The organism is Streptosporangium sp. LJ11, from assembly GCF_051918945.1.
Lineage (GTDB): Bacteria > Actinomycetota > Actinomycetes > Streptosporangiales > Streptosporangiaceae > Streptosporangium.
Map to the genome: position 1 here is coordinate 227,925 of NZ_JBPXMB010000006.1, position 22,172 is coordinate 250,096.

19 protein-coding genes are annotated in these 22,172 nt (G+C 72.2%); 10 read left to right on the top strand and 9 right to left on the bottom strand.

The window, feature by feature from the left end; translation table 11 throughout:
- The first annotated feature begins 238 nt into the window (after window positions 1-238).
- Window positions 239-2,164 carry an amino acid transporter gene (locus ACTOQ3_RS11695; RefSeq protein WP_440083376.1) on the top strand — a complete coding sequence of 642 codons (1,926 nt, stop codon included), beginning with the start codon at window positions 239-241 and terminating at the stop codon, window positions 2,162-2,164.
- On the opposite strand, the gene ACTOQ3_RS11700 is transcribed toward ACTOQ3_RS11695, so the two are convergent.
- On the bottom strand, window positions 2,062-3,075 hold the full coding sequence (locus tag ACTOQ3_RS11700) for an EamA family transporter (RefSeq protein ID WP_440083377.1): 1,014 nt from the start codon (window positions 3,073-3,075) through the stop codon (window positions 2,062-2,064). The genes ACTOQ3_RS11695 and ACTOQ3_RS11700 overlap by 103 nt on opposite strands.
- 38 nt (window positions 3,076-3,113) lie before the next feature.
- Between ACTOQ3_RS11700 and ACTOQ3_RS11705 the strand changes: the two genes are divergently transcribed.
- Both ACTOQ3_RS11705 and ACTOQ3_RS11710 read left to right on the top strand, forming a co-directional pair.
- Entirely contained in the window at window positions 3,114-3,617 is a 504-nt protein-coding gene (locus tag ACTOQ3_RS11705) for a MarR family winged helix-turn-helix transcriptional regulator (RefSeq protein WP_440083378.1), read from the top strand.
- Between the two features lie 139 nt (window positions 3,618-3,756).
- Window positions 3,757-4,728: an alpha/beta fold hydrolase gene (locus ACTOQ3_RS11710; RefSeq protein WP_440083379.1), complete on the top strand. Its 972-nt coding sequence runs from the start codon at window positions 3,757-3,759 to the stop codon at window positions 4,726-4,728.
- A 51-nt stretch (window positions 4,729-4,779) separates the two neighbouring features.
- On the opposite strand, the gene ACTOQ3_RS11715 is transcribed toward ACTOQ3_RS11710, so the two are convergent.
- From ACTOQ3_RS11715 to ACTOQ3_RS11725, 3 genes are all read right to left on the bottom strand, one after another.
- Entirely contained in the window at window positions 4,780-5,940 is a 1,161-nt protein-coding gene (locus tag ACTOQ3_RS11715; RefSeq protein ID WP_440083380.1) for an MFS transporter, read from the bottom strand.
- 64 nt (window positions 5,941-6,004) lie between these two features.
- Entirely contained in the window at window positions 6,005-6,778 is a 774-nt protein-coding gene (locus ACTOQ3_RS11720; protein ID WP_440083381.1) for an SDR family NAD(P)-dependent oxidoreductase, read from the bottom strand.
- Window positions 6,779-6,792: 14 nt separating this feature from the next.
- Window positions 6,793-7,272 (bottom strand): MarR family winged helix-turn-helix transcriptional regulator, encoded by a 480-nt coding sequence (locus ACTOQ3_RS11725; RefSeq protein ID WP_440083382.1) that lies wholly within the window; start codon window positions 7,270-7,272, stop codon window positions 6,793-6,795.
- 118 nt (window positions 7,273-7,390) lie between these two features.
- Between ACTOQ3_RS11725 and ACTOQ3_RS11730 the strand changes: the two genes are divergently transcribed.
- From ACTOQ3_RS11730 to ACTOQ3_RS11745, 4 genes are all read left to right on the top strand, one after another.
- Window positions 7,391-10,636, top strand: coding sequence for an efflux RND transporter permease subunit (locus ACTOQ3_RS11730; RefSeq protein WP_440083383.1), 3,246 nt, complete (start codon window positions 7,391-7,393; stop codon window positions 10,634-10,636).
- Between the two features lie 127 nt (window positions 10,637-10,763).
- Complete coding sequence (gene purB, locus ACTOQ3_RS11735) at window positions 10,764-12,194, top strand: adenylosuccinate lyase (RefSeq protein WP_440083384.1); 1,431 nt, start codon at window positions 10,764-10,766, stop codon at window positions 12,192-12,194.
- Window positions 12,195-12,223: 29 nt separating this feature from the next.
- Window positions 12,224-12,979 carry a GNAT family N-acetyltransferase gene (locus ACTOQ3_RS11740; protein WP_440083385.1) on the top strand — a complete coding sequence of 252 codons (756 nt, stop codon included), beginning with the start codon at window positions 12,224-12,226 and terminating at the stop codon, window positions 12,977-12,979.
- A gap of 90 nt (window positions 12,980-13,069) precedes the next feature.
- The gene (locus ACTOQ3_RS11745) at window positions 13,070-14,092 is read left to right on the top strand and encodes a DUF4037 domain-containing protein (RefSeq protein WP_440083386.1); all 1,023 of its coding nucleotides are present in this window, start codon (window positions 13,070-13,072) and stop codon (window positions 14,090-14,092) included.
- A 36-nt stretch (window positions 14,093-14,128) separates the two neighbouring features.
- Here ACTOQ3_RS11745 and ACTOQ3_RS11750 read toward each other — a convergent pair whose 3' ends face one another.
- Window positions 14,129-14,434, bottom strand: coding sequence for a DUF3817 domain-containing protein (locus ACTOQ3_RS11750; RefSeq protein ID WP_440083387.1), 306 nt, complete (start codon window positions 14,432-14,434; stop codon window positions 14,129-14,131).
- A 324-nt stretch (window positions 14,435-14,758) separates the two neighbouring features.
- Here ACTOQ3_RS11750 and ACTOQ3_RS11755 point away from each other — a divergent pair, with 324 nt between their 5' ends.
- Window positions 14,759-16,750, top strand: coding sequence for an ABC transporter ATP-binding protein (locus ACTOQ3_RS11755; protein WP_440083388.1), 1,992 nt, complete (start codon window positions 14,759-14,761; stop codon window positions 16,748-16,750).
- Between the two features lie 106 nt (window positions 16,751-16,856).
- Here ACTOQ3_RS11755 and ACTOQ3_RS11760 read toward each other — a convergent pair whose 3' ends face one another.
- Both ACTOQ3_RS11760 and ACTOQ3_RS11765 read right to left on the bottom strand, forming a co-directional pair.
- The gene (locus tag ACTOQ3_RS11760) at window positions 16,857-17,684 is read right to left on the bottom strand and encodes a MerR family transcriptional regulator (RefSeq protein ID WP_440083389.1); all 828 of its coding nucleotides are present in this window, start codon (window positions 17,682-17,684) and stop codon (window positions 16,857-16,859) included.
- A 50-nt stretch (window positions 17,685-17,734) separates the two neighbouring features.
- On the bottom strand, window positions 17,735-18,703 hold the full coding sequence (locus tag ACTOQ3_RS11765; protein ID WP_440083390.1) for a zinc-binding dehydrogenase: 969 nt from the start codon (window positions 18,701-18,703) through the stop codon (window positions 17,735-17,737).
- Between the two features lie 156 nt (window positions 18,704-18,859).
- Between ACTOQ3_RS11765 and ACTOQ3_RS11770 the strand changes: the two genes are divergently transcribed.
- Together ACTOQ3_RS11770 and ACTOQ3_RS11775 are read left to right on the top strand one after the other, a co-directional pair.
- Window positions 18,860-19,414 (top strand): TetR/AcrR family transcriptional regulator, encoded by a 555-nt coding sequence (locus ACTOQ3_RS11770; protein ID WP_440083391.1) that lies wholly within the window; start codon window positions 18,860-18,862, stop codon window positions 19,412-19,414.
- Between the two features lie 185 nt (window positions 19,415-19,599).
- On the top strand, window positions 19,600-19,854 hold the full coding sequence (locus ACTOQ3_RS11775; protein WP_440083392.1) for a helix-turn-helix domain-containing protein: 255 nt from the start codon (window positions 19,600-19,602) through the stop codon (window positions 19,852-19,854).
- Between the two features lie 68 nt (window positions 19,855-19,922).
- On the opposite strand, the gene ACTOQ3_RS11780 is transcribed toward ACTOQ3_RS11775, so the two are convergent.
- Both ACTOQ3_RS11780 and ACTOQ3_RS11785 read right to left on the bottom strand, forming a co-directional pair.
- Window positions 19,923-20,999 carry a tyrosine-type recombinase/integrase gene (locus ACTOQ3_RS11780; protein WP_440083393.1) on the bottom strand — a complete coding sequence of 359 codons (1,077 nt, stop codon included), beginning with the start codon at window positions 20,997-20,999 and terminating at the stop codon, window positions 19,923-19,925.
- Window positions 21,000-21,312: 313 nt separating this feature from the next.
- Window positions 21,313-21,774, bottom strand: a complete 462-nt coding sequence (locus ACTOQ3_RS11785) for a hypothetical protein (protein WP_440083394.1) — start codon at window positions 21,772-21,774, stop codon at window positions 21,313-21,315.
- Between the last annotated feature and the right edge of the window lie 398 nt (window positions 21,775-22,172).

Here is a 22,172-nt window from a genome sequence, read left to right on the forward strand (position 1 = left end):
ATCCCTCCCGGCCGCGCTCCGCCGTCCGGGACGCCTCGCCGTTCCCTCACCGGCCGGTGGCCGGTGGCCACGCCACCCCCGTACCGGACATCCCTCCCGGCGGATGTTCCTCGGTCACCCGCTCTGATCTCGCGGCGGCAGGGACCGGACATCGGCACCTGGCGGCCGGCGGCGCGACAGCGCGCCGTCCACATCCGTCAGGGACAGGGCAACGACGTGAGCGCGGGGAGAGGAAACAGTGGCAGGTACGTCGGCATCGGCGCGGGTGGACTCGGGGCTGCGGGGGTGGTTACTGCATGGGCTGCAACGCTCCGACCCCAGGACCAGCGGCCCGCACCACGAGGAACCGCCCGAGCACCGGCATTCCTGGTGGCAGGTGATGTGCCTGACCGGGGTGGACTACTTCTCCACCCTGGGCTACCAGCCGGGCATCGCCGCGCTGGCCGCCGGCGCCCTCAGCCCGCTCGCGACGTTGCTGCTGGTGGCGCTGACCCTGTTCGGCGCGCTGCCGACCTACCGGGCGGTGGCAGGGCAGAGTCCCCACGGGCTGGGCTCGCTGTCGATGCTGGAACGCCTGCTGCCCGGCTGGCGCGGCAAGCTGCTGGTGCTGTTCCTGCTCGGGTTCGTGGCCACCGCCTTCATCGTGACCATCACCCTGTCGGCGGCCGACGCCACCGCCCACATCCTGCACAACCCCTTCGTGCCGGAGTTCCTGTCCGGCCGGCAGGTCCCGGTCACCCTGGCGCTGATCGCCGCGCTCGGCGGGGTGTTCCTGGTCGGGTTCAGCGAGGCCATCTCGATCGCCGTCGTCCTGGTCGCCATCTACCTGGTGTTGAACGTGGTCGTCCTGGGCACGGCCCTGCACCGGGTGCTCGCCGACCCCGCGCTGGTCACCGGCTGGGGTGAGGCGTTGGTGGCCGAGCACTCCAGCCCGATCGCGATGGTCGCCGTCTCGCTGTACGTGATGCCCAAGCTCGCCCTGGGCCTGTCGGGCTTCGAGACGGGCGTGGCCGTGATGCCGCTGGTCAAGGGGGACCTCGTCCAGCGGATCGGCGGCGCGAGGAAACTGCTGACCACCGCGGCGGTCATCATGAGCGCCTTCCTGATCACCTCCAGTTTCGCCACCACCGTGCTCATCCCGGCCGGTGAGTTCGCCGAGGGCGGCGCGGCCAACGGGCGCGCCCTGGCCTACCTGGCGCACGAGTATCTGGGCGACGGGTTCGGCACCGTCTACGACCTGTCCACCATCGCGATCCTGTGGTTCGCCGGAGCCTCCGCGCTGGCCGGGCTGCTCAACATCGTGCCGCGCTACCTTCCCCGCTACGGCATGGCCCCCGACTGGTCGCGCGCGGCCCGGCCGATGGTGCTGGTCTTCACCGCCATCTCCTTCCTCATCACCCTGTTCTTCGGCGCCGACGTGGAGTCCCAGGGCGGCGCCTACGCCACCGGCGTGCTCGCGCTGATCCTGTCGGCCGCCGTCGCGGTCACCCTGGCCGCCTGGAACGACGGCCGTACCCGCGCGGCGGTCTCGTTCGGGGTCATCACGCTGATCTTCGCCTACGCCACCGTCGCCAACATCGTCGAACGCCCCGACGGCCTGGTGATCGCCCTGCTGTTCGTGCTGGCCATCGTGATCACCTCGCTGATCTCCCGGGCCACCCGGTCCACCGAGCTGCGCGTCACCAAGGTCACCCTGGACGACCTGGCCCGCCGCTACGTCAGCGAGTCGGGAGAGATCCGGCTGATCGCCAACGAGCCGCACGCGCGCGACTGCAAGGAGTACGTCGACAAGGCCCGCGAGGCCTGGGAGCTGCACCGGCTGCGCACCGGCGAGGGCCTGCTGTTCCTGGAGGTGAGCGTCTCCGACGCCTCGGAGTTCGCCGGTGAGCTGCACGTCGTCGGCGAGGAGCGCCACGGGTTCCGCATCCTGCGGATGGAGAGTCCCACCATCGCCAACGCCATCGCCGCCCTGCTGCTGTACCTGCGTGACCAGACCGGCAAGACCCCGCACGTCTACTTCCACTGGGCCGCCGAGGGCAACCCGGTCGGCGCGTTGCTGCGCTACCTCGTCTTCGGCGGCGGCGATATCCCGCCGCTCACCCGCGAGGTGCTGCGCCAGGCCGAGCACGAGACCGCCCGCCGCCCCCTGGTCCACGTCGGCTGACGCCGGCCCCGCCCTCCTCCGGTCCCCGAAGGCCGCTTCCGATCCCGCAGGAGGGCGGCGAGGCGGGCCGCGGCGGGCTGCCCGAGGAGGATTCCGAGGAGGACCAGGGCCAGCCCGCAGAGCTGCCGCGCGGTGAGGGCCTCTGCGGCGATCGTCGTGCCGAGCAGCACCCCGGTCACCGGGTTCAGCAACCCGACGAGGCCCACCGTCGCCGCCGGCAGGTGCCGCAGTCCCGAGAACCAGGCGGCGAAGGCGAGGGCCGTCGCGACGACGGTGACGTAGGCGAACCCGAGGACCGCGGGTGCGTCCAGCGCCGGCGGCGGCCCCTCCAGCGCGACGGCGAAGGGCAGCAGGACCAGCCCCCCGGCGATGAGCTGCCATGAGGCCGACGACAGCGCGCCGGCGCCGGTGGTCCATCGCTTGGCCAGCACGTAGCCGAACGACGACATCACCATGGCCGCGACGGACGCGAGCACGCCGAGGGCGTCGACGGCGGACGCGCCGGTGAACAGCATGAGGCACACCCCCGCGATGCCGACGCCCGCTCCGGCCAGGTGCGCGATCCGCGGCCGTTCCGAGAGCATCGACCAGGCCAGGAGCATCATCACCACGGGCGACATCGCCATGATCGTCGAGGCGACGCTCGTCGGCAGCAGCTGGGCCGCAAGATAGACCAGCGCGAAGAACGCGCTCATGTTGAGCGTTCCGAGGACGAGGGACTTCCACCACCACGAGCCGTGAGGGAGCCTTCCGCTCAGGAGGAGGAGCAGGAGCCCGGCGGGCAGCGCCCTGACGGCCGCGCCGTACAGCGGGTAGCCGGGCGGGAGGAACTGCTGGGTGACGAAGTAGGTCGTCCCCCACGCGATCGGTGCCGTCGCCGTGACCAACGTCCAGCGAAAGGTAGCTTCCATGGAAGGAATATAGCTTCCCTGGAAGCTATGCTGGGCGCATGAGCGAACCCCTGGATCACGTCGCCCGCATCCAGCGGGAGTGGGCCCGCGAGCGACCGGATGTGGATGTGAGCCCGCAGGGGGTGATCGGGCGCCTGCACCGGCTCGCCGGACACCTCACCGAACAGCTCTGCGTCGTCTACCGGCGGTACGGGCTCGGGGAGGGGGAGTTCGACGTCCTGGCCACCCTGCGGCGCGGGGGAGCGCCCTTCGAGCGCGCCCCCGGAGAGCTCGCCGCCTTCACCATGGTCACCACCGGCGCGATGACCAAGCGCATCGACCGGCTCGAACGCGACGGGCTCGTCACCCGCCGTCCGAGCGAGAGCGACGGCCGGGGGCGGGTGGTCGCGCTCACCGCCGCGGGCAGGGAGCTGATCGACCGGGCCTTCGCCGAGCACATGCGCAACGAGCGCCGCCTCCTCGACGAGCTGTCTCCGGAGGACTCGGCCCTTTTGGAGTCGCTCCTCACCACCTGGCTGGCCCGTTTCGAGGCACCCCAATAAATAAATCTACATTGTAAAGGCGTCCGATCGAGTTCAAGATCATTTACAATGGACTAAAGACTCATCACCGAAAAACAGGGCGGCCCGATCGCCGGTTGTAGCGTGGAACTCCGGCGGCCACGCGACCCCGGGAGGCCTGGTGCGATACGACGACTGGGGGGAGCGTTCGCCGCGCTGGGCGGGCATCCGCAGTGAGATGGTCGACCTCCAAGGCACCCTGGTGCACCTCCTGCGTGCGCGGGGGGACGCGGGAATGCCCACTCAGCTGCTGGTTCATCCGATGGGCGCCACCGGGACGTTCTGGCTGGACGTCATCTCGTCGCTGGCCGCTCACGGGCCGGTCATCGCGCCGGATCTGCCGGGTACGTTCACCGGTCACACGGGGACGCCGCATCACCGGGCGGCCAGGGCGCACGTCAATGCCAGGTTCCTGCGGGTGTTGACGCGCTCGCTCGGGGTGGAGCGCGTGGTCGTTCACGGCTGGTCCATGGGTGGGCTGGTGGGCCTGTTGTTCGCGCACGGTGCCGGTGAGGTGGAGGTGGAGGGGCTGGTGCTGACCAGTCCGACTCTGCCGGGTCCTTTGACGGTGGCCGGGGCGCTCGGCTGGCAGACGCTGGGCCGGCTCGCGCTGCTGGCCGGGGTGCCGGCCTTGCGTGGCGCGTTGTGGTTGTACGGCGGGCGGTTGCTGGAGGTCAAGTTGCGCAGGGGTGATCCCGTGGTCTCGCCGGGCGGCGGGCTGGATCTGGTGGGGGGTGATCTGAGGCGGGTCTCGCCGGAGCTGGTGGCGTTGCAGGCCGAGGAGCGTTGGGAGATGCGTGCTCGGCCGGACAGGCTGGCCGATGCGATGGTGGCGTTCGCCTCGGTGGTGTCGGCCATGTACGTCGATCGGCGGCCTGTTCTGGGGGCGGTCGACGGGGTGGGGGTGCCGACGTTGTTGTTGTGGGGTGATCGGGATCCGCTGATCGGGCGGGCGGTGGTCGGTTATCTGCTGGGGCGCAGGCCTGACTGGGAGTCGGGGGTGTTGGAGGGGGTGGGGCATCTGGCGCCGATGGAGGTTCCGGTGGCCTATGTGGAGGCGGTGGCGCGCTGGCGGGTGTCGCGGGCGTTGTGAGGGTGTGTCTGGGTGTGTCTTTTCGTCGGTGCCGGTGGAGTGGGTGTGGTGTCATGCCGTTTTCTTGGGGTGTAGTGCTCCGGCGGAGGCGGCCATGAAGGCGGCGAGCAGGGCGGGGATGCCCAGGGCGGCGGGCAGGCCGATGAGTTCGGCGGCGCCGCCGATGATGGCGGGGCCCGCGACGAGGCCGGCGTAGCCGACGGTGGCGACCTGGGCGATGGCCTGTCCGGCGCGGGCGGGGTCGTGGTTGCCGGCGGCGGAGAAGACCTGGGGGACGATGGCGGCCAGGCCGAGGCCGAAGAGGGCGAATCCGGCGATGGCGGTGGGGATCTGTCCGATGAGCAGGGCGGTGGTGAGGCCGAGGGTGGCGAGGAGGCCGGAGTAGCGGACCAGGCGTACGGGGCCGAGGCGTTGGGCGAGGTGGTCGCCGGTGAAGCGGCCGATGGTCATGGAGATGGAGAAGGCGGCGAATCCGGCGGCGGCGACGGCTTGGGAGGCGCCGAGGTTTTGGAAGAGGTAGACGGCGGTCCAGTCGTTGGCGGCGCCTTCTCCGACGAGGCCTGCGAAGGAGACGATGCCCATGAGGATGATCCAGGCGGTCCAGGGGGCGCGTCGGCGGGGTGTGGTGGGGGTTGTGGGGGGTGGGGTGGTGGGGAGGAGGTGGCGGCGGGCGTACAGGGAGGTGAGGGCGAGGGGGAGGCCGACGGCGGTGAGGGTGGTGGCGGCGCTGAGGTCGAGGGCGGCGAAGAGGCCTCCGATGCCTGCTCCGATGAAGCAGCCGAGGCTGAACATGCCGTGGAAGGAGGACATGATGGGGCGGCGGTAGGCGCGTTCGACTTCGACGCCGTGGGCGTTCATGGAGACGTCGAGGAAGGCGTTGGTGAAGCCGAAGAGGAAGAGGGTGGCGATGAGGGCGGGCAGGGTGGTGGCGTAGCCGGGGGGGATGACGGTGAGTGCGGTGGCGATGGCGGCGGGGGTGATGAGGCGGGCGCTGCCGAGGCGGTCGGTGAGGTGTCCGGCGAAGCGCATGCCGGTGACGAGTCCGATGGCGATGGCGAGGAGGCCGTAGCTGAGCTGGCCGTCGCTGAGGTGGAGGGTGTGTTTGACGGCGGGGATGCGGGCGGCCCAGGCTCCGGAGGTGATGCCGAGGAGGACGAAGAAGTAGCAGACGGCTTTGCGGGCACCTGTGGGGGGCCGGTGTGTGGTGGTCATGAGCTCCCCGGGTGTGTGGGATCCGGGGCGTATTCAATCATGGTGGGTTTTGGTGGTGGGGGTGTCAGTGGACGGAGAAGCCTCCGTCGACGCAGATGGCCTGGCCGGTGATGTAGGCGCTGGCGTTGCCGGCGAGGAGGACGGCGATGCCGGCGAAGTCGGCGGGCAGGCCGTTGCGGCCGGTCATGGTGCGGGCGGCGAGTGCTTCGACGCGGCCGGGGATGGCTTGGGCGGGTTGGGTGAGGGGGGTGAGGACGAAGCCGGGGATGATGGTGTTGGCGCAGACGCCGTGGGGGGACCAGGCTTCTGCCTGGGAGCGGGTGAGGCCGGCGATGGCGGCTTTGGAGATGCCGTAGGCGCCGCTGTCGCCGAAGGCTTTGTGGGATTGCTGGGAGCCGATGTTGATGATGCGGCCCCAGCCGCGTTCGGCCATGCGGGGGCCGAAGTGCTGGCCGAGGAGGTAGGGGGCGGTGATGTTGACGGCCATTGTCTGCTGGTAGTCGGCGGTGGTGAGGTCTGCCATGGGGGCGCGGATGTTGTTGGCGGCGTTGTTGACGAGGATGTCGATGTCGCCGAAGTGGGTGGGGGCCTGGTGGCACAGGCGGGTGAGGTCGTCGGGGTCGGCGAGGTCGGCGGTGATGGCGGCGGCGGTGATGTTGTGGTCGTGGAGTTCGTTGAGGGTGCGGGTGAGTTCGGTGGTGCGGCGGGCGGCGATGACGACGGCGGCGCCGGCGTGGCCGAGGGCGTGGGCGATGGCGTGGCCGATGCCGGAGCTGCCGCCGGTGATGAGGGCGGTGCGGCCGGTGAGGGAGAAGAGGGTGTCGGTGGGTGCTGTCACAGCGACGGAACCTATCATCCCACCTTTTTGTGAGGGGGGTGATCCTGGAGGGCGAGGGCGGCCTGCTGGAGCTTGTCCATGATGGCGGACAGGTCGTGCAGGGTGGGGGTGTCGAGGTGTCGCAGGAGGCGGCGGAACTCGGTGAGGCCGGCGTCGGCGATCTGTTCGACGAGGGCGCGTCCGGCGGGGGTGAGCCGGGCGCGGCGGATGCGGCGGTCGTGGGGGTCTTCGCGGCGGGCGACGAGGCCGTGGGCGACGAGGCGGTCGACGATGCCGGTGACGGTGCCGAGGCCGACGTCGAGGTGGGTGGCGAGGTCCTGGCCGGAGGCGGAGTCCTGGCCGGAGAGGATCATGACGACTTTGAGCTGGCGCATGGTCAGGTTGGAGTCGAAGAGGGGGGATGGGGCGCTGTGCTGGGCCAGGAGGCGGCCCAGGTCGCGTTGCATGGCGCCGATCTGGTCGATCAGTTGTTCGCGGTCGTCGTTCACGCTCACCTCTCGCTTCCTGAGAAGGTTATCAGGATTGGTAAGCATCGTTAAATATTCGTATGAGGCGAAGTGTTAGTCTGGGGCGAATCTTGTTGTGATATCCCTCCTTGAGGAGCCCGCCCCCATGACCTCCCTGGCCAGGTTGAGCCTCGCCAACCGCAGCCTCGTCATAATGATCGCGCTGGTGTTGAGCGCGTTCGGCCTTTTCTCGATCCCCTCGCTGAAGCAGCAGCTGCTGCCCTCGCTGTCGTTCCCGGGCGCGTTCGTGGCGGCCTCCTACCCGGGGGCCTCTCCTGAGATCGTCGAGGAGCAGGTGACCGAGCCGATCGAGAACAGCTTCCAGGGGCTGGAGGGGGTCTCGGAGGTGACCTCGACGTCTCGGGAGGGGATGGCGCAGGTCCAGGTGGCGTTCGAGTACGGCACCGACATCGACGCGGCGGTCGCGGAGATGCAGCAGGCGATCTCGCGGATCGAGGCGCAGCTGCCCGAGGGGGTCGATCCGCAGGTTCTGTCGGGCGGGACCGACGACATCCCGGTGATGCAGCTGGCGGTGGGCGACGGCGGTGACCAGCGGGTCATGGCCGAGCGGCTGGAGCGGCTGGTGGTGCCGGAGCTGCAGGCCATCGAGGGGGTGCGCTCGGCGACGGTGACGGGGGCCCGCGACGAGGTGGTGACGATCACTCCGGACGCCCGCAAGCTGGCGGTGCTGGGGTTGTCGCCGGCGGCGGTGGCCGAGGTGCTGCGGGCCAACGGGCAGCCGGTTCCGGCGGGCAGCGTGACCCAGGACAAGCTGTCGCTGACGGTTCAGGTGGGGTCGCGGGTCTCGACGCTGGAGGAGCTGAAGGATCTGTACCTGACGCCTGCCGCGCCGGCGGCGCAGCAGGCGCCCTCGCAGGCCCGGCAGACGCCGGGCGGCGGATCGGCCCAGCAGGCCCAGCAGATCCAGCAGGCGCAGCGGCCGCCGGCGGCTCCCAAGCCGGTGCGGCTGGGCGACGTGGCGACGGTGGAGCGGACGCTGGCAGAGGGGACGTCGCTGACGCGGACCAACGGGCAGCCGAGCCTGGGGTTGTCGGTGACGATGACTCCGGACGGCAACGCGGTGGCGATCTCGCATCAGGTGCGTGAGAAGCGCGCGGAGCTGGTGCGGGCGATCGGGGACTCCTCGGAGATAACGGTGATCTTCGATCAGGCGCCGTACGTGGAGCGGTCGATCGAGGACCTGACGACCGAGGGGCTGCTGGGCCTGGCGTTCGCGGTGCTGGTCATCTTGGTCTTCCTGCTGTCGGTGCGCTCGACGCTGGTGACGGCGGCGTCGATCCCGCTGTCGGTGGTCATCGCGTTGATCGCTTTGTGGGTGGGCGACTACTCGCTGAACCTGCTGACGCTGGGCGCGCTGACGATCGCGGTGGGCCGGGTGGTCGACGACTCGATCGTGGTCCTGGAGAACATCAAGCGTCACCTGGGATACGGGGAGGCCAAGCGCAAGGCGGTGCTGGCCGGGGTGCGCGAGGTCAGTGGCGCGGTGACGGCCTCGACGTTGACGACGGTGGCGGTGTTCCTGCCGATCGCGGTGGTGGGCGGCATGGTGGGGCAGCTGTTCGCGCCGTTCGCGATCACGGTGACGGTGGCGCTGCTGGCGTCGCTGCTGGTGTCGCTGACGGTGGTGCCGGTATTGGCGTACTGGTTCTTGAAGGCGCCGGTGCTCTCGCCGGAGCAGGCGCGGGTGGTGCGTGAGGAGGCCGAGGCCAAGGAGCTGCGCAGCCCGCTGCAGCGGGCCTACCTGCCGGTGCTGCGGTTCGCGACGCGGCGGCGGCTGGTGACGCTCCTGGTCGGCGTGGTGGTGTTCGCCGCGACGATGGGCCTGGCCGGGCGGCTGGAGACCAACTTCATCGACTCCTCCGGTCAGGACACGGTGTCGATCAGCCAGCGGATGCCGGCCGGTACCGACCTGGCGACGACGGACGCGGCGGCCAAGAAGGTCGAGGAGGTCCTGGCGTCGCTGAAGGGCGTGCGCGACTACCAGGTGAACGTGGGCGGCGGCGGCGGATTCCTGGGAACGGGCGGCGGTGGCGGTGACCGGGCGTCGTACTCGGTGACGGTCGCCGAGGAGACCGACAGCGCGGTGCTGGAGGAGGAGCTGCGCGGGCGGCTGAAGGAGCTGCCCGAAGCCGAGATCGGTGAGGTCACCGTGGGCGGCGGCCAGGGCGGCCCCGGCGGCGGGGCGACCGACCAGCTGCAGGTGATCGTGCAGGCGCCGGATGTGGCGACGCTGCGGACGGCGGCCGAGATGGTCCGCACCGCGATGGCCGACCTGGGCGGGCTGCGGGATGTGACCTCCAACCTGGCGGCCGGCGCCGAGCGGGTCGAGGTGCGGGTCGACCGGGAGAAGGCGGCGGCCAGGGGGCTGACGGAGACGCAGATCGGGCAGCTGGTGGCCCAGCGGTTCCGCGGGGCGCCGCTGGGTGAGATGACGCTGGACGGCCGCTCGGGTGCGGTGGTGCTGCGGACGGCGGACGCGCCCGAGGACGTCAAGGCCGTGGGCGCGCTGAAGCTGCCGACGGCGACGGGCGTGGTGAAGCTGTCGCAGGTGGCCAAGGTGTCCACGGTGGCCGGTCCCACGCAGGTGACGCGGATCGACGGTGAGCGCAGCGCGACGGTGTCGGGTACGGCGACCGGCAGTGACCTGGGCGCGGTGACGACGCAGCTGACGTCGAAGCTGGAGGCGCTGGCGTTGCCGGCGGGGGCGAGCTTCACCATGGGCGGGGTGAGCGCGGACCAGGCCGAGGCGTTCGGGCAGCTGGGGCTGGCGATGCTGGCGGCGATCGCGATCGTCTTCATGATCATGGTGGCGGCGTTCCGTAGCTTCGTGCAGCCGCTGATCCTGCTGGTGTCGGTGCCGTTCGCGGCGACCGGCGCGATCGGGCTGCTGCTGGCGACGGGCACGCCGATGGGGGTTCCGGCCCTGATCGGCATGCTGATGCTGATCGGCATCGTGGTGACCAACGCGATCGTGCTGATCGACCTGATCAACCAGTACCGCGAGCAGGGCATGGGCATCGTGGAGGCGGTGATCGAGGGGGGCCGGCGCAGGCTGCGGCCGATCCTGATGACCGCGGTGGCGACGATCTTCGCGTTGATCCCGATGGCGCTGGGACTGACCGGTTCAGGGGGGTTCATCTCCCAGCCGCTGGCGATCGTGGTGATCGGCGGGCTGCTGTCGTCGACGCTGCTGACGCTGGTGCTGGTGCCGACCCTGTACGTGATGGTGGAGCGGCTCAAGGAGCGGCTGCGGCGCACGCCCAAGGACGGCGGCGAGCGGCCGCAGCTGAAGGTCTACGACAAGGACGAGCTGGCGCCGACGACCCGGTAGGCCGCCGGCCGAAGACGAGCCGGGCGGGAGGGCCGCTCGCCCGCGCGGGCGAGCGGCCCTCCCGTTTCGCGGGGGCCGCCCGCCCCTGGTCGGGGCGGGCGGGGACGGCGGAATATACTGACCCAACGTGACTGCCAAGCCGCGTATCCCCAATGTCCTTGCCGCCCGCTACGCCTCCGCGCAGCTGGCCCGCCTGTGGTCTTCCGAGTACAAGGTGGTGGCCGAGCGGCGCCTGTGGCTGGCCGTGCTGGCCGCCCAGGCGCGGCTGGGGGTGGCGGTGCCCCCCGAGGCGCAGGCGGACTACGAGAAGGTGGTCGACCACGTCGACCTGGAGTCGATCGCCGCCCGCGAGCGCGTCACCCGCCACGACGTCAAGGCCCGCATCGAGGAGTTCAACGCGCTGGCCGGCCACGAGCAGGTGCACAAGGGCATGACCTCGCGGGATCTGACCGAGAACGTCGAGCAGCTGCAGATCCGCGACAGCCTGGTGGTGGTCCGCGACCGGTGCGTGGCGTTGCTGGCCGCGCTGGCGCGCCTGGCGGCGGAGCATTCGCGGCTGGTGATGGCCGGGCGCTCGCACAACGTGGCCGCGCAGTCGACGACGCTGGGCAAGCGGTTCGCCTCGGTGGCCGACGAGCTGCTGGTGGCGTTCGCCCGGCTGGAGGAGCTGATCGCCCGCTACCCGCTGCGCGGCGTCAAGGGGCCGGTCGGCACCGCCCAGGACATGCTGGACCTTTTGGGCGGGGACGCGGCCAAGCTGGCGGCGCTGGAGGACGAGGTGGCCGCCCACCTGGGGTTCGCCCACCGGCTGACCAGCGTGGGGCAGGTGTATCCGCGTTCGCTGGACTACGAGGTGGTCACCGCGCTGGTGCAGCTGGCGGCGGCCCCCTCCTCGCTGGCCAAGACGATCCGGCTGATGGCCGGGCACGAGCTGGTCACCGAGGGGTTCGCCGAGGGGCAGGTCGGCTCCTCGGCGATGCCGCACAAGATGAACACCCGCTCGTGCGAGCGGGTCAACGGGCTGGCGGTCATCCTGCGGGGGTATGCGTCGATGACCGGGGAGCTGGCCGGCGACCAGTGGAACGAGGGGGACGTGTCGTGTTCGGTGGTGCGCCGGGTGGCGCTGCCGGACGCGTTCTTCGCGTTCGACGGGCTGGTGGAGACCATGCTGACGGTGCTGGAGGAGTTCGGCGCCTTCCCCGCGGTGATCGCCGCCGAGCTGGACCGCTACCTGCCGTTCCTGGCGACGACGAAGATGCTGATGGCCGCGGTGCGCGCCGGGGTGGGCCGCGAGAGCGCCCATGAGCTGATCAAGGAGCACGCGGTGGCCTCGGCCCTGGCGATGCGCGAGGGGGCGGGCGGCAACGAGCTGATCGCCCGCCTGGGAGCCGACGAGCGTTTCCCGCTGCGGGAGGCGGCGCTGCGGGATCTGCTGGGCGAGCCGATCTCCTTCACCGGCGCGGCCTCGGCCCAGGTGGAGGCGGTCGTGGCGCGCGTGGCGCAGGTCGTGGCCCGCTACCCGCAGGCGGCCGCCTACCGGCCCGGGGCGATCCTCTGAACGCTCTGAACGCCACGCCGACACCGCTGGTGAAGGCCTCCGAGGTCGCGCAGGCCTGCGCGGGTGACGCGCTCGTGCTGTGGGGGGCCCAGGCGATGGGCCCGGGAGTGCGGGCGTGGGCGCTGGGGGAGGCGGTGGCGGTGGCCTGCCCCGACCTCAACCGCCGCGACCGCCTCACGGTGTGCGGCCCGGCGGGAGCGGTGAGCACCCTGGTGCGGTGGGCGCTGCGACAGGTCGGCCCCTCCTACCGGATGGTGGGGGAGCGGACGCTGGTCGAGGAGGTGGCCGCCCGCTCGGCGCACCTGCGGGTGCTGGGCTCGTTCGAGTGGATGGACACCCCGGCCGGCGTCCCGGGCGCCGCGCTCACCCGGCCGCCGGGCGGGCAGGCGGGCCCGGGACGGGTGGGGTGGCTGCGCGGCGACCAGGAGGGGGAGGTGAGCGCCCTGCTGGCGCGGGCGGCCCCCTCGGCGTGGGCGGTGCCGGGCGTGGCGGGGGTGCGGCGCTGGGCCGGGGTGCGCGACGACGACGGGCGGCTGGTGGCGGTGGCCGCCGACGCCTGGTCCTGCCCGCCGGTGGGGTTCGTCGCCGGGGTCGCCACCGCGCCGGCCGTGCGCGGGCGCGGGTACGGTGAGCGGGTGTGCCGGTTCGCCCTCGGTGAGCTGGCGGCCGCGCACGAGCGGGTCGCGCTGATGGTCGACACCGACAACCACGCCGCCATCGCCCTGTACGAGCGGCTGGGGCTGCGCGGGCGGCCGCTGGCCGCCGCGGCGCCGGACGACGCCTGAACCCCGACTGAACCTCGCCCGCCGATCGAGTGCGCCGGGCGGGGGGAAAACCTGGTGCGGAGCGCGGTCCCGGCAGGCAAAGTGGACGAAATGATGTCCAGTTTCATCCCTGGCCTGGAGCTTTCACGTGTTTTCTACGCCCAGGTCGTGCGGCCGATCGTGGCCGACGTGCCGCACAGTGCCGCGCTGATCGGCGCCGGGTCGGAGGTGCTGGCCTTCGACACCGAACGCTCCACCGACCATGACTGGGGGCCCAGGGTGGTGGTGTTCGTCGCGGCGCACCGGACCGAGCCGGTCCGGCGCGCCGTCGCCGACCGGCTGCCCGAGGCCTTTCGCGGATATCGCACCACCGTGACCGGTGAGCGATGCGGGGTGCAGGTGAGCGATCCGGCGACCTGGTTCACCGAGCGGCTCGGTTTCGACCCGCTGCGGGAGATCGGCGTGCTGGACTGGCTGTCGACCCCCTGGCAGCGCCTGGCCGAGGTCACCAGCGGGGAGGTCTTCCACGACGGCCTGGAGGTCATGGAACGGGCCCGCGCCGCGTTGCGCTGGTATCCGCCCGACCTGGAGCGCTACGTGCTGGCCGGGCAGTGGCGGCGCCTGGCCCAGCAGGAGGCCTTCCCCGGGCGGTGCGGGGAGGTCGGCGACGACGTGGGCTCGGCGCTGGTCACCGCGGCCCTGGCCCGTGACCTGATGCGGCTGGTGGTGCTGATGCGCCGCCGCTACCCGCCCTACGCCAAGTGGCTGGGCAGCGCCTTCGCCCGCCTGCCGGGTACGGCGGAGCTGGGGGACGCGTTGTCGGCGGCGGTGGCGGCCACCGGGTGGCGCCGGCGCGAGGAACACCTGGGGGTGGTGTACCGGCGGGTGGCGGCCCTGCACAACCGGATGGGGGTGGCGCCGGCGCTGGAGGGGAGCCTGCGGCCCTATCACCGCCGGCCCTTCCAGGTGATCGACGCCGGCCGGTTCGCCGACGCCCTGCACGGCGCCATCACCGACGCCCGGGTACGGGCGTTGCCGCCGGTGGGCTCGATCGACCAGTTCGGCGACTGCGTCGACCTGCTGACCGACCCGCGGCGCTGCCGGGCGGCCACCCGCGCCATCCTGGACCTGTGAAGCCGCGGAACCGGGGTCAGGCGGGGTCAGGCGGGGTCAGGCGGTGGCCGGTTCCCGGTGGCGGGCGAGCATGCGCCGCTCGAACCACAAGGTGGCCAGCGGCGGCACCGAGCACACCAGGCCGACGACGATCGTGCCCAGGCCCCAGCGGGCCTGGCGGGCCGCGTACAGCACCGCGGCCAGGTAGAGCACGAACAGGGCGCCGTGCACCGGGCCGAAGATCTTCACGCCGACGTCCCCGGTGGCGGCGACGTACTTGAAGTACATGCCGATGAGCAGTCCCGCCCACGAGCACGCTTCGGCGATCGCCACGTAACGGAACAGGCGGAGTGCGGTCGGCACGGCGGGTACACCTCTTCAAAAAAAGGGGGAACCGTCCGGAGAACGGGGCGTCCGGACCGGGGGGAAACGACCTCCAGCCTAGGGGGACGGGGCGCCGCCCACCCCGCCGGGCCCCACCCGCGCCGGCGGGGGCACGCGACGCAGGCGAGGAGCCGCGGAGGCGGCGCCGTTGACCTGAGGTTAACTTCAGGTTCTATGGTCGTGGTGTGGCACCGCCCACGCGCCCCGGCCGGGCGCCACCCGGCGGTGCGCGTGGAGGCGGGCCGCCCGGCGGCCGCCGGCGATCCCCCCGTACAACGAGCGCAGGAAACATGGTGACGTGTGATGAGCATGGAAATGGCGGCCTGGCATTCGCTGTACAGCACGATGCACGCCCAAGACGACCGGCGGCCCTTCTCGGCGGCCACGCTGCGGCGCATCGCCGCCTTCGCCCGTCCGCACCGCACCCTGCTGGTGTGGTTCCTGCTGCTGAGCGTGGTGTCGGCGGTACTGGCGGTGGCCACACCGGTGCTGGCCGGGCGGGTGGTCGACGCCATCGTCGGCGGCGCCGCGACAGGCGTCGTGGTCAGGCTGGCCGTTCTGATCGCGGTGATCGCGCTGGCCGAGGCGGGGCTGGGCCTGCTGACCCGGTGGATGTCGGCGAGCATCGGCGAAGGGCTGATCCTGCGCCTGCGCGGCGCCGTCTTCGACCACGTGCAGCGCATGCCCATCGCCTTCTTCACCCGCACCCGTACCGGCGCGCTGGTCAGCCGGTTGAACAACGACGTCATCGGCGCTCAGCGGGCCTTCAGCGACACCCTCTCGGGGGTGGCGGGCAACCTGGTGACGCTCACCTTGACCCTGGTGGTGATGGTCGGCATCTCCTGGCAGCTGACCGCGCTGGCACTGGTCCTGCTGCCGCTGTTCGTGCTGCCCGCCCGGCGCGTCGGCACCCGGCTGGCCCGGATGGAACGCGAGGCCGCCGACCACAACGCGGCGATGAGCAACCAGATGACCGAGCGCTTCTCCGCGCCCGGCGCCACCCTCGTCAAGCTGTTCGGCCGCCCGGCCCAGGAGTCGGCCGAGTTCCTGGCGCGAGCCCGGCGGGTGAGGGACATCGGGGTCCGCACCGCGATGGTGCAGTCGGTGTTCGTCACCGCTCTCACCCTGGTCTCGGCGCTGGCACTGGCCCTGGTGTACGGGGTCGGCGGCTTCTACGCACTGAGCGGCCGGCTGGAGCCGGGCGCGCTGGTGGCGCTGGCGTTGCTGCTGACCCGCCTGTACGCGCCGCTGACCGCGCTGGCCGGGGCGCGGGTTGAGGTGATGAGCGCCCTGGTCAGCTTCGAGCGGGTCTTCGAGATCCTCGACCTGCGACCGCTGATCACCGACAGGCCCGACGCCCGGGCGGTGCCCGAGGGGCCGGTGACGGTGGAGTTCGACCACGTCGGCTTCGCCTACCCCTCGGCGGAGAAGGTGTCGCTGGCCTCCCTGGAGGAGGTCGCCACGCTGGACGCGCGCGGCGGCGCGACGGTGCTGCACGAGGTGTCCTTCCGCGCCGAGGCCGGGCAGATGATCGCACTGGTGGGCTCCTCGGGAGCGGGCAAGTCCACGATCGCGCAACTGCTGGCACGCCTGTACGACGTCGACGCCGGCGCGGTGCGGCTGTCGGGGGTGGACGTGCGCGAGCTGTCGGCGGCCTCGATCCGCCAGACGCTGGGCGTGGTGACCCAGGACGGGCATCTGTTTCACGACTCGATCCGCGCCAACCTGCTGCTGGCCCGCCCCGAGGCCACACCCGAGGAGCTGTGGCAGGTGCTGCGGCGCGCGCGGCTGGCCGATCTGGTCCAGGCGCTGCCCGACGGGCTGGACACCGTGGTCGGCGAGCGCGGCTACCGCCTCTCGGGCGGGGAGCGCCAGCGGCTGACCATCGCCCGCCTGCTGCTGGCCCGCCCCCGGGTGGTGGTGCTGGACGAGGCCACCGCACACCTGGACTCCACCTCCGAGGCCGCGGTCCAGGAGGCCCTGGCCGAGGCCCTGGCCGGGCGGACGGCGCTGGTCATCGCCCACCGGCTCTCGACGGTCCGCGCCGCGGACCTGATCTTGGTGGTGGAGGGCGGGCGGATCGCCGAGCGGGGCACGCACGCCACGCTGCTGGCCGCCGGAGGCCGCTACGCGCAGCTGTATCGCACCCAGTTCGGCCGCCAGGCCATCACCCCGGCCGGCCATCTGGACGCGGGCCGGCCCGGCGACGGTGAACTCGACGGCGAACTCGATGAGCTCGACGGTGAGCTCGACGGGGGGCGGGAGGTCGCCGGCGGCGCCGTGGCCGCCCGCTGAACACCCCTCGGCCGCCTGGCCCCCTGCCCTGTCCCCGCCTGTCCCCGCCTGTCCCCGCCGATTTCCGCGCCATCGGCGGCCGGGGAGCCGGGGAGGGGAGAGGCGGTCAGGCCGGCCGCCCGGCGCGGTCGGCGTTGGCGTGGATGGCGTCGCGGATGTAGGAGGCCAGGCCGGCGGCCGAGGCCTCGTAAACGGCGGTGAAACGCGGATCGGCGACGTACATGTCACCCAGGCCGCGGTGGAGATCGTAGGAGCAGTCGTAGCACCAGCGGGTGAGGTGTGCCCGGTGGCGTTCGGCCAGCTCCATCGCCCGCGGGCCGCCGGCCGGCAGCCCCGCGAGGTAGGCCTCGGTGAAGTCCCGCACCGTCTGGGCGGCCTCCTCGGTGAATCGCGCCCAGTCGGCCCTGGTCATCGCGGCCGTCCTGGCACGAGACTGCCGCCAGGCCTCGCTGTGGCCCCAGCGCCGGCGCGCCTCCTCGTCGTGGTCCTCGGGAACGAAACCGCCGAAGATCTCGAAACGCTCCTGGGGGGTCAGGGGAATGCTCAGGATGTTCGCCTCCATCGCGTGCTCGACCGCGTCCGCCATCGCCCGCAACCGGTCGATGCGCCGGGTGAGGAGTTCGTGCTGGCGCCGCAGGTGCGCCAGGGTGTCGGTGGCGGGGTCGTCGAGGATGGCGGTGATCTCCTCCAGCGCGAAGCCGAGCTCCCGGTAGAACAGCACGTGCTGCAGGCGCTGCAGGTCGGTCTCGGTGTAGCGGCGGTATCCCGCCGCGGTACGCCGCCCCGGTGAGACCAGCCCGATCTCGTCGTAGTGGTGCAGCGTGCGCACGCTGACCGAGGCGATGCGCGCCACCTGCCCGATGGCGTAGTCCGGCGCCCCGCCGGGCACGTGATCAGGCCCCTGGTACGTCGCGTCGCCCGCCGCGTGCCTCATCGCCTCTCCCCGCTCACCGTGCCAGCCTGCACCCTCACGTTACGGCAGGGTCAAGCGCCCAGGCCCGTGCCCAGGTCCGTGCCCAGGTCCGAGGCCGGAGCCGGGGTGACGTCGATGACGGCCTTGCCGGTGACCTTCCGCTCGCGGACCGCCCGTACCGCCTCCTCGGCCCGCTCCCAGGAGCCGCGCCAGCCGACCTGCGCCGACAGCGCCCCCGAGGCGAGCAGCCCGGCCAGCAGGCCCAGGTCGGCGCCGACGGCGGCGGCGTCGCCGAAGGAGCTCAAGGTGCGGGCCGCGCCGGGAAAGAAGGTCGAGCCGGGAGGGAAGACGGCGGGCTCGCCGCCGGCCCAGCCGATGCTCTGCAAGGTGGCGCCGGGGGCCAGCAGCGCCCAGGCGGCCACCAGGTAGGGCCCGCCGACGGTCTCCAGCACCACGTCGACCGGCTCGGCCACCTGCCGCAGGCCGGTGAGGCCCACGACGACCTCGTGGGCGCCGAGCGCGGTCAGGGCGGGTACGCAGGCGCCGTCACGGACCGAGGCGAGGACGTGGGCGCCGGCCCGGGCGGCCAGCTGCACGCCGTAGCGGCCCACGGCGCCTCCGGCTCCGGTGATCAGCACCCGCCGGCCCAGGACGGAGCCGGCGGCGCGCAGGGTACGCAGGACCGTCATGCCCGCCATGGGCAGTGCCGCGGCCTCGGCCAGGGCGGCTCCGCGCGGCAGGGGGGCGACGTCGGCGCTGGAGACCGCCAGCAGCTCGGCCCACGCGCCGGGGCCGAAGGCCAGCACCCGGGTGCCCTTCGCCGGGCCGGTGCCGTCGGCGGCGGGGCGGACGACGACTCCGGCGGCGTCGTAGCCGGCCACGTGGCCGGCGGGCAGCTGGGCGAGCATGCCCAGCTCGCCGGGGTTGAGGGAGGCGTGGCGCACCTGGACGAGCAACTGGCCGGGGCCGGGTTCGGGGTCGGCGGCCTCACCCAGGCGCAGACCGCAGGGGAGCGAGGGGTCGACGACGAGAGCGCGCATGGCGGATGCTCCTGACCGGGAGAAGCGGCGTGCGGAACCCCCGCACGCCGAACAAAAGGGACTAATAGTCCGGTTATGTATGGGCTAATATACGGACTAATAGTCCGGTTACGCAAAGGAAGCCGGTTACCCAGAAGGAAAAAAGGGGGGAGAGCGATGGGCGAACGCGCCGACGCCGCCCGCAACCGCCACGCCATCCTGCGCGCCACGGAGGAACTACTGGCCACCCACGGCGCCCACATCTCCCTGGACCAGGTCGCCGCGCACGCCCGGGTCGGCAAGGGCACCGTCTTCAGGCGCTTCGGCAGCCGCACCGGCCTGATGCAGGCCCTGCTGCAGGAGCGGGCCGTGCAACTGCGCGAGGCACTGGAGTCGGGGCCGGCGCCGCTGGGACCCGGCGCGCCGCCCGCCGAGCGCATCGTCGCCTTCCTCGACGCCCTCTCCCGGCTGGCCGCCGGCAACCTCGCCCTGCTGGCCGCCCACGAGCGCTCCTGCGCCACCGACCGCCACGCCGACCCCACCTACGTGCACTGGCACGCCCACCTGGAAACCCTGATCGCCCAGGCCCGCCCCGACCTGGACGCCACCTTCGTGGCCCACGCCCTGCTGGGCATGTTCGACGCCGACATGGTGCGCCACCTCACCCGGGAGGGCGACCCCGGCAGGTTCGCCCGCTCACTGCGCCAGCTGGTGGGGGAGTTGCTGGCCTGAACCGGCCCGTGCGCCGGCGCACCCGGCGGCGGGCGCGGCGCCGGTCACCTCGACCGGCTCCACGTCACCGGGGCACGGCGGGCCGGCGACGAAGCCGACCACCGCGTCACCGGCCCGCCTGCGACACACCCCTATCACCCAACACCTATACCGGTATTGTTATCGCGATTGCTAGGATCGGGCGTATGGTGCGACCCCCGCTGACCGAACTCGACCGCGAACGCGGCCACCGCCTTGGCGCCATCCTGCGCCAGGCACGCGGCACGCGCAGCATGACCGAAGTGGCCACCGCCGCCGGGCTGTCCGCGGAAACCCTCCGGAAGATCGAGACAGGCCGCATCCCCACCCCGGCCTTCTTCACCGTCGCCGCCCTGGCCCACGCCCTCAACGTCTCCCTGGACGTCCTGGCCCAGGTGCGCACCGAAGAACGCGCCGCCTGAACACCCACTTCACCCCGCAACGGCGACCCCGGCACGAAAACCCGCCGGACCCACCGTCCGGCCGGTGATCAGCTCGACGCCGGACCGCGCAGCAGCGGATGCGACCGCATCGCCACCTCCAGCTCCCCGGGCAGCTCATCGCGGTAACGCCCCAGCGTCGCCAGGTCACTGTGCCCCAGAACCCGCCGCACCGCGTCCATGTCCACCGCATCGGCCAGCAGGTGAGTGGCCGTGGTGTGCCGCAACCCGTGCGGCGTCACCGAACGGCGACGATCGGGATCCACCCTGCGCTGCACCCGGTCGATCACCGCCTGCACGTCCCCCCGCGCCAGGCGCCGCCCCCGCCACGACAGCAGCAACGCCTTGTCCGCGGAGGCCGTCCGCCCATGCAGCAGATATGCCTCCAGCACCAGCGCGACATCACCGGGCAGCGGCACGTCCCGCGTCTTGCCACCCTTACCGAAGATCCGCCAGTACCGCACCCCGTCGTTGGTGTAGAAGTCCTCCACGTTGGCCCGCACCAGCTCCGACACCCGCGGCCCCATCGTCGACAACATCAACACGATCAGCCCGTCACGCAACTCGGTGTCCTGGTCACGCCGCCGTACCCGCCCCGCACCCGCCACGGGCGCCCCTGACGCCTCGGCCGCCGCCGCACCACCGCCCGGGCCGCCGCCCAGCTCACGCGCCGCACCGATCAGCCCCCGCGCCTGCTCGCGGGTCAACGCCCGCCGCTCGGGCCGCAACCCCCCGCGCTCCCTGGCCGTCACCGTCGCCATCGCCATCGGATTGACCTGCACCCACCCCGCCAGCACCGCGTGCTTGAACAACGCCGAGATCGACCGCCGAAACCGCGCCTGGGAGGAGGCCGACTGCGTGGCGCCCGCCTGTTCGCCGGGCTGCGAACGCCGCCGGCCGTCGGGCTTGCGGGCGAAGGCCAGCAGGACGGCGTCCACGTCCTCACCGGTCAGGTCGTCCAGCACCACCTCCTCGCCCACCAGGTCCACGAAGGTGGACACATCCCGCGCGTACACCTCCGCCGTCGACACCGACAGCGCGCCGGTCAGGGTCTTGGCCCGCACCAGCTCCACGTAACGATCAGCCGACTCGCCCACACTGAGACGATTCAGATCAGCAGGCCGCATGATCCCGGCGACACCCCTCCCGCATCCGGGCCGCCGTCAACGGCCGCTCGCCTCGCACCAGTGCCACATCCGCGACCGCCGAAACACCGCCACCGGCACCGCCCCGCACCGCCGTCACCGGCGACGGCACCGAGAGCACCGGCGGCCATGACCGCGGGGGAACGACCCACCCGACAGATCACCGATCATGCACATCCCCCCACGGTAGACGAACGCCCGCGCCCGCAGGACCCGCGCGAGAAGTCCCGCCACCCCGCCCCGGGACCGCCGCGTACCTCACTCAAGCGGCCGTCTCGCCCAGCAGGTGTCTCACTCAGCGGATGTCCCCGACGCCTTCCGCCACTCTGGCGGTCGCGGCGGCGTACTCCTCGGCGGTCATGCCGCGGTCAGGGTAGCGCTGGTTGAGCTCATGCTGGTCGTCGGCCCACCGCTGGTAGGCCCGCCGTACGGCGAACTCGTCGGAGTCGACGACACGGGCGATCTGCGCCCACGTGACCCCGGCCAGCAGCGCGTGATGAAAGTTGGAGGGATGGCGCACCGTACGCGCGATGCACTCCGCCAGCGCCAGCAGCTCGATGTGCTCGGCCACGGTGAGCGCGGGTCGGTCATCGGCCCCGTGCCGGGCGGGATCATAGATCCCCCGGGCCACCAGCTCGGCCCGGGCGCGAGCCGACGCGTTCCTGGCGGCCAGCTCGTCGTAGCGCTCCAGCTGCCGGCCGACGGGCATGTCGAAACGGGCGTCGCGCCAGGTGGTGATGTGCTCAGGCGTGGTCATGACGACTTCTCCAAGACGGTCGGGGGACCGGCGTCGCAGGGGCCCGGCAGGTGCTCCTGCCAGGAGCGCTCGCGAAGGAGGGGCTTGGCGGCACCCCTCCCAGGACGCCTCACCCGAGTCGCCCCACCTGCTCCCCGAAGCGGAACGCGACCGCTACCCAAGCCGGTGCGGGATCGGATCTCAGCCACCCCACGGAGCATAGTGCGGCGCGACACGCCGGATCACGGGGGAGAAGGGAGACGTCCATGCCACCGGTGTATTCATCGGCCGGCAACCAGCTCAGGGGCGCCTCGTGGTGCCAGGTTCATGCTTGATCCACCGAGCTCCCGCCTGTGAAACGTCGCTGCCGGCCGACCCTGTCACGATTCGCCATGGCGCCATGGCGAATCGTGACAGGG

Excerpts from the sequence above, each read along its gene's own strand:
- ACTOQ3_RS11700 (WP_440083377.1), bottom strand. The coding sequence starts at position 3,075 with ATGGAAGCTACCTTTCGCTGGACGTTGGTCACGGCGACGGCACCGATC.
- ACTOQ3_RS11705 (WP_440083378.1), top strand. The coding sequence starts at position 3,114 with ATGAGCGAACCCCTGGATCACGTCGCCCGCATCCAGCGGGAGTGGGCC.
- ACTOQ3_RS11715 (WP_440083380.1), bottom strand. The coding sequence starts at position 5,940 with ATGACCACCACACACCGGCCCCCCACAGGTGCCCGCAAAGCCGTCTGC.
- ACTOQ3_RS11730 (WP_440083383.1), top strand. The coding sequence starts at position 7,391 with ATGACCTCCCTGGCCAGGTTGAGCCTCGCCAACCGCAGCCTCGTCATA.
- ACTOQ3_RS11745 (WP_440083386.1), top strand. The coding sequence starts at position 13,070 with ATGATGTCCAGTTTCATCCCTGGCCTGGAGCTTTCACGTGTTTTCTAC.
- ACTOQ3_RS11755 (WP_440083388.1), top strand. The coding sequence starts at position 14,759 with ATGAGCATGGAAATGGCGGCCTGGCATTCGCTGTACAGCACGATGCAC.
- ACTOQ3_RS11760 (WP_440083389.1), bottom strand. The coding sequence starts at position 17,684 with ATGAGGCACGCGGCGGGCGACGCGACGTACCAGGGGCCTGATCACGTG.
- ACTOQ3_RS11765 (WP_440083390.1), bottom strand. The coding sequence starts at position 18,703 with ATGCGCGCTCTCGTCGTCGACCCCTCGCTCCCCTGCGGTCTGCGCCTG.
- ACTOQ3_RS11770 (WP_440083391.1), top strand. The coding sequence starts at position 18,860 with ATGGGCGAACGCGCCGACGCCGCCCGCAACCGCCACGCCATCCTGCGC.
- ACTOQ3_RS11775 (WP_440083392.1), top strand. The coding sequence starts at position 19,600 with ATGGTGCGACCCCCGCTGACCGAACTCGACCGCGAACGCGGCCACCGC.
- ACTOQ3_RS11780 (WP_440083393.1), bottom strand. The coding sequence starts at position 20,999 with ATGCGGCCTGCTGATCTGAATCGTCTCAGTGTGGGCGAGTCGGCTGAT.
- ACTOQ3_RS11785 (WP_440083394.1), bottom strand. The coding sequence starts at position 21,774 with ATGACCACGCCTGAGCACATCACCACCTGGCGCGACGCCCGTTTCGAC.